General features: G+C 30.9%; 14 protein-coding genes and 2 pseudogenes. 11 read left to right on the forward strand and 5 right to left on the reverse strand.

Features of this window, described 5'->3' with window-relative positions:
- Positions 1-31 precede the first annotated feature (31 nt).
- Complete coding sequence (locus deia_RS02950) at positions 32-1,771, forward strand: S1 RNA-binding domain-containing protein (protein WP_146820675.1); 1,740 nt, start codon at positions 32-34, stop codon at positions 1,769-1,771.
- Positions 1,772-1,900: 129 nt separating this feature from the next.
- On the opposite strand, the gene deia_RS02955 is transcribed toward deia_RS02950, so the two are convergent.
- The gene (locus tag deia_RS02955) at positions 1,901-2,323 is read right to left on the reverse strand and encodes a 6-pyruvoyl trahydropterin synthase family protein (protein ID WP_146820676.1); all 423 of its coding nucleotides are present in this window, start codon (positions 2,321-2,323) and stop codon (positions 1,901-1,903) included.
- 55 nt (positions 2,324-2,378) lie between these two features.
- On the opposite strand from deia_RS02955, the gene deia_RS02960 reads away from it, so the two are divergent.
- Together deia_RS02960 and deia_RS02965 are read left to right on the forward strand one after the other, a co-directional pair.
- Complete coding sequence (locus deia_RS02960) at positions 2,379-3,392, forward strand: MraY family glycosyltransferase (RefSeq protein WP_146820677.1); 1,014 nt, start codon at positions 2,379-2,381, stop codon at positions 3,390-3,392.
- Positions 3,393-3,435: 43 nt separating this feature from the next.
- Positions 3,436-3,939 carry a hypothetical protein gene (locus tag deia_RS02965; RefSeq protein WP_146820678.1) on the forward strand — a complete coding sequence of 168 codons (504 nt, stop codon included), beginning with the start codon at positions 3,436-3,438 and terminating at the stop codon, positions 3,937-3,939.
- Positions 3,940-3,944: 5 nt separating this feature from the next.
- Here the strand turns inward: deia_RS02965 and deia_RS02970 are convergent, their stop codons facing one another.
- Entirely contained in the window at positions 3,945-4,700 is a 756-nt protein-coding gene (locus deia_RS02970) for a hypothetical protein (protein WP_146820679.1), read from the reverse strand.
- Between the two features lie 7 nt (positions 4,701-4,707).
- Positions 4,708-5,817 (reverse strand): LysR family transcriptional regulator, encoded by a 1,110-nt coding sequence (locus tag deia_RS02975; RefSeq protein WP_146820680.1) that lies wholly within the window; start codon positions 5,815-5,817, stop codon positions 4,708-4,710.
- 183 nt (positions 5,818-6,000) lie between these two features.
- On the opposite strand from deia_RS02975, the gene lpdA reads away from it, so the two are divergent.
- Positions 6,001-7,410: a dihydrolipoyl dehydrogenase gene (gene lpdA, locus deia_RS02980; RefSeq protein WP_410519467.1), complete on the forward strand. Its 1,410-nt coding sequence runs from the start codon at positions 6,001-6,003 to the stop codon at positions 7,408-7,410.
- A 186-nt stretch (positions 7,411-7,596) separates the two neighbouring features.
- Here the strand turns inward: lpdA and deia_RS02985 are convergent, their stop codons facing one another.
- A complete protein-coding gene (locus deia_RS02985; protein ID WP_146820682.1) occupies positions 7,597-8,253 on the reverse strand; it encodes an FMN-dependent NADH-azoreductase in 657 nt (218 codons plus the stop codon).
- Positions 8,254-8,361: 108 nt separating this feature from the next.
- On the opposite strand from deia_RS02985, the pseudogene deia_RS05975 reads away from it, so the two are divergent.
- From deia_RS05975 to deia_RS03000, 4 genes and pseudogenes are all read left to right on the forward strand, one after another.
- A pseudogene (locus deia_RS05975) lies at positions 8,362-8,718 on the forward strand (tryptophan--tRNA ligase); the annotation flags it as partial.
- A 276-nt stretch (positions 8,719-8,994) separates the two neighbouring features.
- A pseudogene (locus tag deia_RS05980) lies at positions 8,995-9,762 on the forward strand (tryptophan--tRNA ligase); the annotation flags it as partial.
- Positions 9,763-9,766: 4 nt separating this feature from the next.
- Positions 9,767-10,207: a hypothetical protein gene (locus tag deia_RS02995; RefSeq protein WP_146820684.1), complete on the forward strand. Its 441-nt coding sequence runs from the start codon at positions 9,767-9,769 to the stop codon at positions 10,205-10,207.
- A 357-nt stretch (positions 10,208-10,564) separates the two neighbouring features.
- Entirely contained in the window at positions 10,565-10,756 is a 192-nt protein-coding gene (locus deia_RS03000; RefSeq protein WP_146820685.1) for a hypothetical protein, read from the forward strand.
- Positions 10,757-10,760: 4 nt separating this feature from the next.
- Here deia_RS03000 and deia_RS03005 read toward each other — a convergent pair whose 3' ends face one another.
- Positions 10,761-11,687 carry a tetratricopeptide repeat protein gene (locus deia_RS03005; RefSeq protein ID WP_161982828.1) on the reverse strand — a complete coding sequence of 309 codons (927 nt, stop codon included), beginning with the start codon at positions 11,685-11,687 and terminating at the stop codon, positions 10,761-10,763.
- Positions 11,688-11,828: 141 nt separating this feature from the next.
- Here deia_RS03005 and rpsL point away from each other — a divergent pair, with 141 nt between their 5' ends.
- From rpsL to deia_RS05930, 3 genes are read left to right on the forward strand one after another with little or no spacing between them, the layout of a single operon-like run.
- Positions 11,829-12,212 carry a 30S ribosomal protein S12 gene (rpsL, locus tag deia_RS03010; RefSeq protein ID WP_146820687.1) on the forward strand — a complete coding sequence of 128 codons (384 nt, stop codon included), beginning with the start codon at positions 11,829-11,831 and terminating at the stop codon, positions 12,210-12,212.
- A 19-nt stretch (positions 12,213-12,231) separates the two neighbouring features.
- On the forward strand, positions 12,232-12,747 hold the full coding sequence (gene rpsG, locus deia_RS03015; protein ID WP_146820688.1) for a 30S ribosomal protein S7: 516 nt from the start codon (positions 12,232-12,234) through the stop codon (positions 12,745-12,747).
- A 58-nt stretch (positions 12,748-12,805) separates the two neighbouring features.
- Positions 12,806-13,141 (forward strand): large ribosomal subunit protein bL35, encoded by a 336-nt coding sequence (locus deia_RS05930; RefSeq protein ID WP_146820689.1) that lies wholly within the window; start codon positions 12,806-12,808, stop codon positions 13,139-13,141.
- Positions 13,142-13,144 lie beyond the last annotated feature (3 nt).

Consider the following 13,144-nt stretch of genomic DNA (forward strand, 5'->3'; position numbering starts at 1 on the left):
CGTTAGATTGGATGATTTTTTTAGTTAAAAAATGACAGAAAATGTAGATAATAAAAGCACAGAACAAAAATTGAGTGTTTCTAAAGATGAAACTGTTCGCCTTCTTCCAGATTACTCAAGTATGCAAGATGATGAATTTTTTGCAATACTAAATAACAGCCTAGCTGAATCTAATATAGATAAATTACGCAGGGTTGTTAAGTCAAAAATTATTGAAGTAAATAATGAAAAAGACTATATTATGGTTGACTCTGGTTTAAAATCAGAAGGTATAATATCAACAAAAGAGTTTTTTAGATCTCAAGATAAAACACAAATATTTGAAGGTAACGAAATAGAAACTTATATTTCCTCACTAGACCATTGCGGAAAAGTTGTTGTCAGTAGAGAAAAGGCAATTAGAGAGGAGTCTTGGAATAAAATCGTAGAAGCTCATAAGTCTGGTGAGCCTGTAGAAGCACTTGTGTTTGCAAAAACAAGAAGTGGCTTTGTTGTAGATATTGATGCAGTAATATGCTTTTTACCAGGTAGCCAAGTTGATTCTGAAGTTTTCTTCGAAGGTAACTCTATACTTGGAACAAGACAAAAGGTTATGATAATACACCTTGATACAAAGCTTAGAAATGTTGTTGTATCAAGAAAAGCTGTGAAAGATTTATCAAGAAAAGAATTTAGAAATGCATTTCTTGACAAGGTTCAAGAAGGAGATATTGTTGAAGGTGTTGTAAAAAACATTACACCTTACGGAGCATTTGTAAATCTTGGAGACATAGATGGACTTCTTCATGTTACAGATATATCATGGGAAAAAATTGGACACCCGGCTGAAGTTTTAAAAATAGGTCAAAAACTTAAGGTAAAAATACTGAAATTCTCAAGAGCAGAAGAAAAAATATCACTTGGAATAAAGCAATTACAGGATAATCCTTGGAATAACTTTGGCACCAAATATCAAATTGGTAACAAAGTTAAGGGAAAAATTGTTAATATCACAAACTATGGTATATTTATAGGCCTTGAAGAAAAAATCGATGGTCTTGTTCATATGTCAGAATTAAGCTGGAAAAATGATGCTGCAAAAAAGCTAAAAGAAGAGTATAAACTTGGTCAAGAGGTTGAAGCTGTTATACTTGACATAAATATAGATAAACACAGAATAAGCCTTGGAATAAAGCAACTTACAGACAGCCCGTGGGTAAGTTTTATCTCATCTTACAAATCTGGAGATGTTATAGTTGGAAAAATAACAAATATAATTGACTTCGGTATATTTGTATCATTAAATGAACAAATAGATGGACTAGTTAATGTAAACGATATTTGTTATGGAATTGACGGCTACGTTCCATCAAAATACAAAATTGGTGATGAAATTAAAGCAATGTACATAGAAGGCAACATAGAAACTCAGAGAGTTCGCCTTGGAATTAAGCAGTTTTTTGACGATAAAATAGAAAATAATAAAGCTTCTTTGGTTCAAGGAAAACCTGTCGACTGTAATGTTTGCGAAATAAGACACGATGGATTGATTGTTTCAGTTCTTGACGGTGCAATTTTCTCTTTTATTAAAAAATCTGAGGCAGGTGATATGTTTAATAATGCTCAAATTGGTGATAAAACCAAGGCTACAATAGTATCATACAATGATTTGAATAAAAAAGTTACACTTTCGATCAAAGATTACGAATCCAACGCAGTCTACGGCTCTCAAAGTCAACAATCGTCTACAATTGGAGATATTATTGACAATCTTGATTCTGGAAAAAAATAATACATCAAGAATGCAAAGAAACTTATCACAAAACCCCAAAGCTAATGTATTTTTTGGTTGCGGGGTTTTGAAACATTGAAGCACTAAAAATTTGTCAGTACAAAAAATTAAATTCATTTTGTCTTTTTATTAATCAACACAGACACTGCAATTTGGCGTCTCATGAAGCTTTATTCTCGTACATATTATACCTTTATTATGAAATAAAATTGGCACAATGTCATTAAAAATATGACTTGCAATATTCTCTGCCGTTGGATTTTCTTTCATGTAATAAATTTTTTGCTTTGTATGATTTTCAACAAAATCACCAAGCTTTCTATCATCTTCGTGTAAAATAGTTGTATGATCAAGATTTTCATCAATCCAAGTACCCAAAATCTGCTTTATAACGCCAAAATCAATCACTCTACCAATGTCATCTAATTTATCCGCAACGCAAAAAGAAATTTCCATTTTGTATCTATGACCATGGAGAAATCTACACTTGCCTTCGTGACGAATAAGTCTATGCCCTGCATCAAATTCTAAAATTCTAGTACAATTTATCATTTTTTACTTGCAAAAAGTTTTTTTGTTATTACAATATTATAATTTATTAGTCAATATGAATTTTTGGATAACCATTTTTTCATTTACATTATCGATAATTTTGCTAATTTCTTATATTGAAATTGGGTGTAAATTTGGCATAACTGATAAACCAGATTCAAGGCGAAATCACAAAGGAGAACTGGTCAGAGGTGGTGGAATTGTTCTTATTTTCTCAGCACTTTTCTCAAGTTTGGCATTTTTTTACTACACCAAAGATTCCGACATCAACTCCGCACAATTGTTTCAAATTTTAACTGTTTTTGTATTACTTGGGTCGTCTTTTTTTATAGAAGACATTAAATCTCTTCGCAGAACACTAAGATTTATTATACAATTTATAGCGGCAGGATTTGGTATAATGATAGCTGGCGATAAAGCTCTAGTCTTTAGTGATATTCCAGATGTAATGAATTATTTAATAGTTTTTATAGGCTGGGTTTGGTTTATGAATTTATACAACTTCATGGATGGAATCGATGGAATGACTGCCACAAATACAATATTTTTCGCACTTGCAACACTATTTATCTCATCATTAACGCCAGTAATGAATAACGATGAAATTGTATTACTTTCTAAGGGATTAATTCCTGGATTTTTGGCATTTTTAATCTTAAATTGGCATCCATCTAAAGTAATTCTTGGAGATAGTGGTTCAATAGCATTTGGATTTTTATTTGGATATATATTTCTTTCAATGTCTCATTATGTTGGAATTTTAATACCAAGTTTAATATGTTCTTACTATTTACTTGATGCAAGTATTACATTAATAATGAGAATAGTAAAAAAAGAAAATATTCTAGAGCCACATTCTAAACATTTTTTTCAAATTGCACTGCGTAGCGGAGCATTTTCACCTCGTCAAATATGCATTATTATAGCTCTTGCAAATATTGCAATTTTATTTATATCTTACATGTTAGTGGTAAAAAATTCAGCATACACAATAGCAATTGCAATATTCCTTGCAACTTTTATACACATCTCACTCCTTGGATACTTTTATTTTGTAAAAAAGTCTTGACAATTCACTAAAAATATAGTATAATATAAAAATTATTGTACTTATGTTACTTTATTACTTTTGCGATACGATAAATTTTATAGCAATAATAATAATGCTATTGGTCTTTTGTTCGGCTTGCGATACAGATAATGCAAAAGGTCTTCACCAAAGTGCAAAAATTAACATATACATCGCAATAATATCATCGGCGTTACACTTGTATAATTATTATTACATCAAAAAAATTACACTTGCATCTTTAATAAAATTGTCACTTTCAATAGCAATTTCTGCAGCAGTTTTCTCAGTTATTATTGAAATTTTAGCAATATACTTAATAGATGAAGATTGCAAAAGTACGAAAGTTGTAAAAATTAAAAAAATAATTCATAGTAAAGACTCAATTGGAAGAGTTGATAACTACACACAACCAAAAGATAAAAATAATGAGTATATTCCTGATATATTTGATTCAATTACTTCCGATATAATGTATTTTTCTGCCAAAACGCAAAATGACTCTAAAATTCTTGATAGCATAGGAAATAAAATTGGAAAGAAATAAAATTGTTAATCAATATCAATTTTATACTTTCTAATTAAATCCCAATAAAATCCATTATCAAAAAGTATTAGCTGCCTCAAAGTTAATTTTTTAAAAATTAAATAGCGCTCTTCTTTTTCCAAAAGATTGTAACCACCATGCTTACTATTTGTCTCTATAAACATATAATAATAACCTTTTTGCTTAATAACCCAAAAAACAACACTATCTTTTGAGTCAAAATTTTCATCATTAATATCAATAATATTATTCCATTTTGCCAAATTTGCAATATACGTATTATAATTTACACAATCATTTTTATTACTATATATCATATAATAATTAAAATTTGCACTTTGAAGCAATTTATTCATTACATCATATTCGTATAAATAAGCCTCATATCTTCTTTCTTGATCGCATGGAATATACTCCTTTGTATTAAACATTAAGTCGTTTTTATCACTTCCATTCATTCTCATCGGAGTATTAGGGCATCTCTTTAGCGATACGGCAAAAATCTTTACATCTTTATTATTTGCAAAATTCATCATCAAGTCTTGACTATCTAGGTATATTTGCTGTGCATCAAACGGACATTCTTTGTCTTTTGGTATCCTATAATGCCCACTTTCCATAACATTTCTTAATAATGGCTTTGCTAATTTGTGTATCTTTCTATCAAAAAACCAATTAGTACGATATAAATATAAAAAAACTATTGAAACAAAAATTAGTAAAAATACTAAAAATTTCTTTAATGTAATCTTAATTAGCATAGTTTAATTAATCAATATTAATATTATACTCTTTAATTAATTTCCAATAGCTGCCGTTGTCGTAGTGCTTTAGGTCATTAAGTGTTAGTTTTTGAAAAATTATATATGAATCTTTCGCAACATTTGCACCATGAGCTTGCATTCCATTTGTCTCAGAAACAAGATAATAGTAATTTCCATTTTTGACTATCCAAAAACTACCTCGTGCAATCTTTTCATCTGAATGATTGATGTTAAATATCTGATTTGGATATTTTTTAATATTGTCATTTAATATATTATGATTTAAACATTTAGAATTGTGATACAATGTATAAAACTTAAATTCACTATCATTTTTCAATAAATCTTGAATAAAATGGTAAGATTTATTATACTCTAAATAATACCTATCTATATCGCAATTAAGATTTTTTTGATGAAAAAATAAAGGCTTATCAATAGCATCATCTCCAGTCATTCTTAATTGCGTCGATGGACATTCACTATGCCCAACCCTTGTAATCTTCAATAAATGCTTTTCCTTTATAAGAGTTAATAAAACATCAATAAGATCGCTACTAATTATTACCGTTTGCGGCTGACAACGATGAATTTCCGGTATCCTATAATGCCCACTTTCCATAACACTTCTTAATAATGGCTTGGCTAACTTGTATATTTTCCTATCAAAAAACCAATTCGTCCTATATAAATATACCCAAATCGCCGTAATACACACTAGTAAAAATACTAAAAATCCCTTTAGCGTAATTCTAATTAACATAATTTTTAACTTCAAATTTACTAAACTAAGATTATACTTTATTTTATTTTGCAAGTTTTTTCTGAAAATTGAAAAACTACTAACACGCTTAATACCCAATTTACCCGCATACAACCTATCTAAATCAAGTAATACCCTTTTTACCTCCTTGTAATATACCCTGCCCTTCTCGTTTAAAACAAGCTTGTTTTTCACCCTATCGAACAATAAAAACCCTAAATCAGTCTCCAAAGATGATATCTGTTTTGATATAGTTGTCGCAGAAATACAATTCCTGGTTGCCGCATCGTTCACAGAATTGCCACATTCTACAGTTGCGCAAAATCCCTTTAATGAATTTTCAACCTGCATACTAAATATAAAATCTATAGCATTGAAGGACAAGATTATAGATATAGTGAGGATGATGGCTTACTAGGAAAGGATTTTTCATAATGTAAAAATATTAAAAACAATTAAAATAATATTCATTTTTAAAAAACATTTGACAAATAAAATTTTTCTTACAGAAATTCAACAGCTTTTGTTATTAACGTGGAATTTGATCTTGTTGTAATTGGCGCAGGGCCAGGTGGTTATGTTGCTGCAATTCGTGCTGCTCAGCTTGGGCTTAAAACTGCAATAATTGAGCGTGAAAATCTCGGTGGAATATGTCTAAATTGGGGGTGCATTCCAACTAAAGCCTTGCTTCGCTCGGCTGAAGTTTTTCATCTTGCAAAACATGGTGAAGATTTTGGTGTAAATACAGGAAATGTAAAAGCTGATCTTGAAAAAATGGTCGCAAGATCCAGAGGTGTTTCGAAAACTTTATCCGGCGGAATAGCAGGTCTTATGCGTAAAAACAAAATAGAGGCAATAAATGGCTTTGCAAGCCTTATTTCTAAAAACGAAATTGAGGTAAAAAGTGATACAGAAACTAAGAAAATTAATGCAAAATATATAATTTTGGCAACAGGCGCGCGCGCAAGACATCTTGCCGGATTTGAGCCAGATGGCGATAGAATATGGACTTATCGCGAGGCTTTAACACCTAAATTTGAACCAAAAACCTTAGCCGTAGTTGGAAGTGGTGCAATTGGCTCGGAATTTGCCTATTTTTACAATACAATAGGCGTAAAAGTCACTCTTCTTGAAGTTGCAAATAGAATATTACCGGCAGAAGATGCAGAGGTTTCAGAATTGGTCAAAAAATCATTTGAAAAAGAAGGAATGACGGTAAATACCAGCGTTAAAATAAACTCTATCACAAAAGAAAGGAAGTGTGTAAATCTTCATTTTGAACTTGATGGGAAGGTAAAAAATGAAACCTTTGATGCAGTAATTATGGCAGTTGGCGTAGTGCCAAATACTGAAAATATCGGGCTTGAAAAAGCTGGCGTTGCAAAAGATGAGAAAAATCTTGTAAAAGTCGATAAATTTTTACAAACAAATATCGATAATATCTACGCAATTGGCGATATAGTTCAAGGACCATGGCTTGCTCATAAAGCATCACATGAAGGCGTTATAGCTGCTGAGAAAATCGCGGAAAAAATGAAAAAATTTGATGCAAAACACACGCACCCAATAATTCGCGAAAACATCCCTGGATGCACATATTGCCATCCTCAAATTGCAAGCATAGGCTTTACGGAAGAAAAAGCGCGCGAAAAATATAAAACAATAAAAGTTGGAAAATTTCCCCTTATGGCAAATGGAAAATCCGTTGCTCTTGGCGATACAAATGGCTTTATAAAAATCATTTTCGATGAAAAGACAGGTGAAATTTTAGGCTGTCATATGGTTGGTCCAGAAGTTACCGAAATGATTCAAGGCATAGGAATTGCAAAACAAGCCGAACTTACGGAAGAAGATTTAATGCACACAATTTTTGCTCATCCAACAGTTAGCGAGTCAATTCACGAAGCAGTTTTATCTGCATTTGGGAAGGCTTTGCATTTTTAATAAAATCGTATTTTTAAGATCTTATATTTTTGTTGACTATATCCATTTATCATGAAACTTCTGTAAGATAAAGAAGCAAATACATCAATATAGCTAAGCCTAGTTTCGTAGGAATTAATACCCAGTAAGTAAAAACCAGAAATTGGTACAAATTATTTGAGTGTAGAAATAATTTTGTGATATAAATTATTTTTGATAATTAAACTTATCAACCGCATTTTTAAGTGCTTTATCACCATCGTGAATAACGCCTTCAATTGCAATAACTTCGATATTTTTTACACCAAGGAAACTAAATACAGTTTTTAAATACGAGTCATTATGATTCATTAATTTCATATCATTATTCTCAGAATAAATTCCGCCACTAGAAGTAACAACTATAACTTTTTTAGTGTTAAGCAATCCAACAGGTTTTCCATTTTCATATTTAAAAGTCACTCCAGCTCTAACTATATGATCAATGTAGGCTTTAAGAGATGATGGAACAGAAAAATTAATCATAGGAGATGCAATAATTGCAATATCTGACGAGTTTAATTGTAAAATTAAATCATCTGAAAGCTTTATTTTATTTTTTATTTTTTTGTCATGTTTGTCTTTTGGAGTATAAAACGCTGCAATTTCTTCAGATGTTAAATGAGGAATTGGATTTTTTGCAAGATCCCTTATGGAAATATTAACATTGTTTTCTTTTGCTTTAATTTTCTCAATAATTTGATTTACCGCTCTTTTTGTAAATGAATCTTTTTCGCTATTTAAGCTTGAATTAATAACCAAAATATTCGTTGCAAAGGCATTAGATGCTGTAAAAAGAAAGAAAAGAAGAGCAAAAATTTTCATATACAAATAGATGTTTTTTAGAGGGTATATATATAATTTTAATAATCAAGTTTTATTTTCTTGATTATTAATTTTTCTAAATTAACTTGGTATAAATATTGGAATTTTATGTCAAAAACAGTCATTTCCGGCATGCAGCCTAGTGGAATTTTACATCTTGGAAACTACATTGGTGCTATTTTAAATTGGAAGTCTGTAATTGCAAAAAACCCAGACTGGGACTACTATTTTATGGCAGTTGACCTGCATAGTTTAACATCTTTAAAAGATGGCGAAAAATTACGCAGTAATATAATTGATGCGGCAATTTGCTATTGCGCCTCTGGAATTGACTTTTCACGCGACAATATATCGATTTTTCAGCAGTCAAAAAACAAAAATCATGCCGAACTTGGCTGGATTTTACAGACAATAACACCAATTGGCTGGCTTGAGCGCATGACCCAGTTTAAAGACAAAAAAGCCATGATAAACACTAAGCTTTTAGGCATTTCAAAGGCTATGCAAAGCTTGCAGCGTGAATGCGAAGATTACATAACTTCAAGGCTTGAGGAGGTTTTTGATATACGCTCAAATACTGCAAAAATCCGTGCAAATATCGGGGAAATTGTGCAAAGTAATACCTATCAATTTTCGGATCTTTTTAGAACTGCTGAGGAAATTTTTGCAGAAAAACTTGGAATTAGTGACTTTAATCAGCAAAAACATGGTGATTTTATGCGTGAAATAGCCAAACATTGCAGCGAAAAAGCACGCGAGTATAAAATGCTTGATTTTGAAAAACAGCAAGAACAAAGTGCCTCTAGCGAAAATATAAACACTGGACTTTTTACATATCCAGCCCTAATGGCGGCCGATATTCTCTTATATGATGCTGATTTTGTGCCAGTTGGGGATGACCAAAAACAGCATATTGAATTTACGCGCGACATCGCAAATCGCTTTAACAATCTTTACGCAAATGGAGCAAAAAAGTCCGATATAATGGGCAAAATTGCTCAGCAAATTCGTGGAAATGCTGACGGTGAAAACTGCCTTAAACTGCCAGAGGCGATAATCATGGAGGGCTCGCGAATTATGTCTCTTACTGACGGCACGAAGAAAATGAGTAAGTCAGATCCGTCGGATGCATCGCGGATTTTGCTTACTGACACAAACGATGAAATTGCGAAAAAAATCTCTCGTGCAAAGACAGATTCAATTCGTGGGGTGTATTACGACATTGAAAATCGCCCAGATATATCGAATTTAATTCAGATTTTGGCGTCAACTACTAAAAAAAGCCGCGAGGAAATTGAAATTGACTGCAAAGATTTTACAACAAAACAGTTTAAAGATACCATTACCGATGCGTTAATTAGCGAGATTTCGCCAATTCGCGAAAACATTGAAAAAATGCGTCAGGACAAAGGGGAAATTGTAAAAATTCTTCAAAAAGGGGTCAAAAAATCAATAGAAAAAAGCGAAATCGTTATGGAAAAAGTGCGGAAGTTGGTTGGGGTTGATTAGATGTATGAGTAATAATATTCCACCAGAAGATAAAGATTTTATTCGCAGAGTTAATATTCCACCAGAAGATAAAGCGTTTATTCGCAGATCTATAATGCAACATTTGGCAAATAAAACAGAAGCAAGTCATGCCATTTCTGATTTTGTTGAGTCAATTTTCAAGATAATTATCATTATTCCACAATTTACTATAACATTTTTAATTTTGTCAATTTTTATAGTTGCAGATTGGAAGATTTTTAAAATATTATTTGAGCTTGAAAGTGATTTTAATAAACTGTCTATCATAATGAATGATGGTAATTCAAGGTATATAATTGCATTTCTGATATTGCAATTATTTTTATTTTCCACAAGATTTGGTGTAAAATCTACAATGCAATTACTTGATAAAATTAAATCTATTTTTTCCAAAAACAAAATCACTTCCCCAAAACAGCAATGATTATCGTTGTTGCAAAACCGACAATTACGCCAAATTGTATATTTAGTTTTAAAGATCAAGGTTCTATCAATTCACGAAAACACTTTCCATTGCTTCAAGTCTTGTCCATATTTGCTCATCCGTTAGACCTTCATTTTTTAACTTTCTCCATGCATTATGTGCCTGGGTTATTTTCATATTTATAAAATATTTTTTTTACTATATAGTCGTTTTTTTAAAAGTCAAGAACACCACAATCTCACAGCACACACCTTGACATTTAATTTTGCCACTTGTAATGCTGGTTTATGGCGTGTTTTGCATCTTTAAAATTGTGATTGTTTTATGCTCAAGTTTTTGGTAATTTTGCTCTATATTGTGATATTTTTTGGCTCCGCTGTGTGCCCGTATAGAGACTTGCCAATTATCGTCTTTTATGTTGTGTTTTTTTCAATTGGTGTACTTTGTTTATTATTTAGTTACAGCGATGATTTATATGTAAATTTCTTCGATCCAGACAAGCTTTCGCATCAAAAATACCATGTGAAAAAAGATAAAAATAGTAAATAAAACTCTACTTTTTTAGCTCTTTAGATAAAGTTTCCACATGAGACTTCTCCTCTTTTGTTTTGGCATTTTTCTTTGCATAAACAAAATATTTTTGAAATTTATCCATGTATACGGAATTCTTCGTTTCAAGATATAATCGATAGTTTGCAAGAGATATGTTGTAACTTAGCAAGAAATCTGCCTCAATAGATAAATTTCCTATTTTTTCAATAGTAGATATTGCTTCATGGTATTTTTTTAACTCAATGTATACACTTGCAAGATTGTTTTTTGCAGTCAAATTACTTGGTGCCATTTTTTCATATTTTTGACAGTAATTCAAAGCCTGCGAAAATTCTTTTAATTCTATATAACAAATACATATTCCACCATATAAATCAACAAAAAGTCCATTTGCCATATCTTCTTTATTGTTGATATTTTTGCTATTAAATTCATCCCATTCTTTTTTGTCAACCTTGTTAAACTCATTCATTGCAGCAAAGTAATCAATATTTGCATTTTTATACATCTTTAATTTTTGATAAATACCTGCGCGCTGAGCAAGAATCGAGCCACTAAATATTTTATTTTTTTTATCATCCAAATTTATCGCTGTTGACAAATCTGCCAAAACCTGATTATATTTGTCTGTATACAAATACAAAGTCGCCCTATTTACATAGTAGTAAAAATTTTTCGGATTAGCTTCTATTGCTTTATTTATTGAATCTATGGCGCAGGATTGATTGTTATGGGATGCGCAAATTGCAGATTTTAAAGCATAAAGTCTATCATCTTTGTTTGATTTTTTAATCATTTCATCGATACAATTCATTGATTTTACCTCATCTCTCTCTTGAATATATTGAATACATTGCCTTATATCAAATGATAAACAATTGGAAATTTCTGCAAAAAATATCAGCAGAAATAAAACACAAAACTTCATAATTCTTAACATATTAGTATATAAAAACAACAATTTTTTTTATATGCAAGTTTTATTTTAAGAAAAAAAATAAAAAAAAGCTTGACTATAAAAAAAGTATAGTAAAGGCTAGTTCCAAAGTATAAGCGTTATATTGTTGAAATGCCTACTATTAATCAAATTGTTAGAAAAGGAAGATCTTCTAAACCTTGGAAAAGTAAGTCTCCTGCACTTACAGGTGCACCTCAGAAAAGAGGAGTATGTGTTAAAGTGTACACAACTACACCAAAAAAACCAAATTCAGCCTTACGTAAAGTTGCCAGAGTTAGACTTTCAAATGGATTTGAAGTTATAGCTTACATCGGTGGCGAAGGTCATAACCTTCAAGAACACTCTGTTGTATTAATGCGTGGAGGTAGAGTAAAAGATTTACCGGGTGTTCGTTATCACATCGTAAGAGGAGCGCTTGATACCGCTGGTGTGAAAGATAGAAAATGTGGAAGGTCAAAATATGGAGCAAAAATGCCAAAAAAGGATAAAAAATAATATGTTGTAATATATCTATATGAATCTCAATAGAAAAATAAAACCTGACTTTATTTATAACAGCCAACTTGTTGCAAGAATAATTAACAAAATTATGTTAAATGGTAACAAATCTATCGCTGAGAAAATATTTTACTCAGCATTCTCAAAGATTTTAGATGATGTTAAATCTGATTCTCAGCAATTTCATCTTGATGGCTTGGAGGAAAATGATAGAAATTCTCCTGTTAAAGTACTAGAGTTCATTTTGTCAAAAATAACACCAACAGTTGAATTAAGAAGTAAGCGTGTTGGCGGAAGTAATTACAATATACCATGCCCTGTTGATCAAAAAAGAGGGCTTTCAATTGCAATAAATTGGCTTATATCCGCTTTTAGGTCAAGAAATGAAAAAACTGCTATTGATAGACTTGTTAAAGAGATGTATGACATATTATCAAACAGAGGAACAGCTGTTAAAAGTATGTTAGATAATAAGAAAATGGCCGAGGCAAATAAAGCATTTTCTCATCTTTTAAATGGAAAGAAAAAGTAGTTTTTTATTCTTGACTTTTATTTATTTTTAGTTTTGTTTTTGTAAATATTTTATTTTTATGCCAAGTGTAACAGTAAGAATTCGCAGGAGTTCAAAAGCAACACCAAGGGTTAAAGCTAAAACTGTGCGCAGTTTTGCAAAAAGATTTTCCGTTTCAGCAAATCGTAATATACTTTCTACTCAAGCTGGAAAAAGACATAATATGAGTCAAAAGTCAAAACGCACACTACTTTCACAAAAAGGTAAAACAAATGTAAATAAATCATTATTAAAAACTGTCAGAGCGGCTCTAAAATTAAAATTACCAAGAAAGGCAAATCCATATATCAAGAAAAATGACAACTTATTAAATGTTGCTTTGCCAAAAAAAGTATCCAAATTGTTTTGTATTTAGCAT

This window comes from Candidatus Deianiraea vastatrix (assembly GCF_007993655.1).
Classification (GTDB): domain Bacteria; phylum Pseudomonadota; class Alphaproteobacteria; order Rickettsiales; family Deianiraeaceae; genus Deianiraea; species Deianiraea vastatrix.

Coding starts and splice junctions, on each gene's coding strand:
- deia_RS02950 (WP_146820675.1), top strand. CDS start 32: ATGACAGAAAATGTAGATAATAAAAGCACAGAACAAAAATTGAGTGTT.
- deia_RS02955 (WP_146820676.1), bottom strand. CDS start 2,323: ATGATAAATTGTACTAGAATTTTAGAATTTGATGCAGGGCATAGACTT.
- deia_RS02960 (WP_146820677.1), top strand. CDS start 2,379: ATGAATTTTTGGATAACCATTTTTTCATTTACATTATCGATAATTTTG.
- deia_RS02965 (WP_146820678.1), top strand. CDS start 3,436: ATGTTACTTTATTACTTTTGCGATACGATAAATTTTATAGCAATAATA.
- deia_RS02970 (WP_146820679.1), bottom strand. CDS start 4,700: ATGCTAATTAAGATTACATTAAAGAAATTTTTAGTATTTTTACTAATT.
- deia_RS02975 (WP_146820680.1), bottom strand. CDS start 5,817: ATGCAGGTTGAAAATTCATTAAAGGGATTTTGCGCAACTGTAGAATGT.
- deia_RS02985 (WP_146820682.1), bottom strand. CDS start 8,253: ATGAAAATTTTTGCTCTTCTTTTCTTTCTTTTTACAGCATCTAATGCC.
- deia_RS02995 (WP_146820684.1), top strand. CDS start 9,767: ATGAGTAATAATATTCCACCAGAAGATAAAGATTTTATTCGCAGAGTT.
- deia_RS03005 (WP_161982828.1), bottom strand. CDS start 11,687: ATGAAGTTTTGTGTTTTATTTCTGCTGATATTTTTTGCAGAAATTTCC.
- rpsL (WP_146820687.1), top strand. CDS start 11,829: ATGCCTACTATTAATCAAATTGTTAGAAAAGGAAGATCTTCTAAACCT.
- rpsG (WP_146820688.1), top strand. CDS start 12,232: ATGAATCTCAATAGAAAAATAAAACCTGACTTTATTTATAACAGCCAA.
- deia_RS05930 (WP_146820689.1), top strand. CDS start 12,806: ATGCCAAGTGTAACAGTAAGAATTCGCAGGAGTTCAAAAGCAACACCA.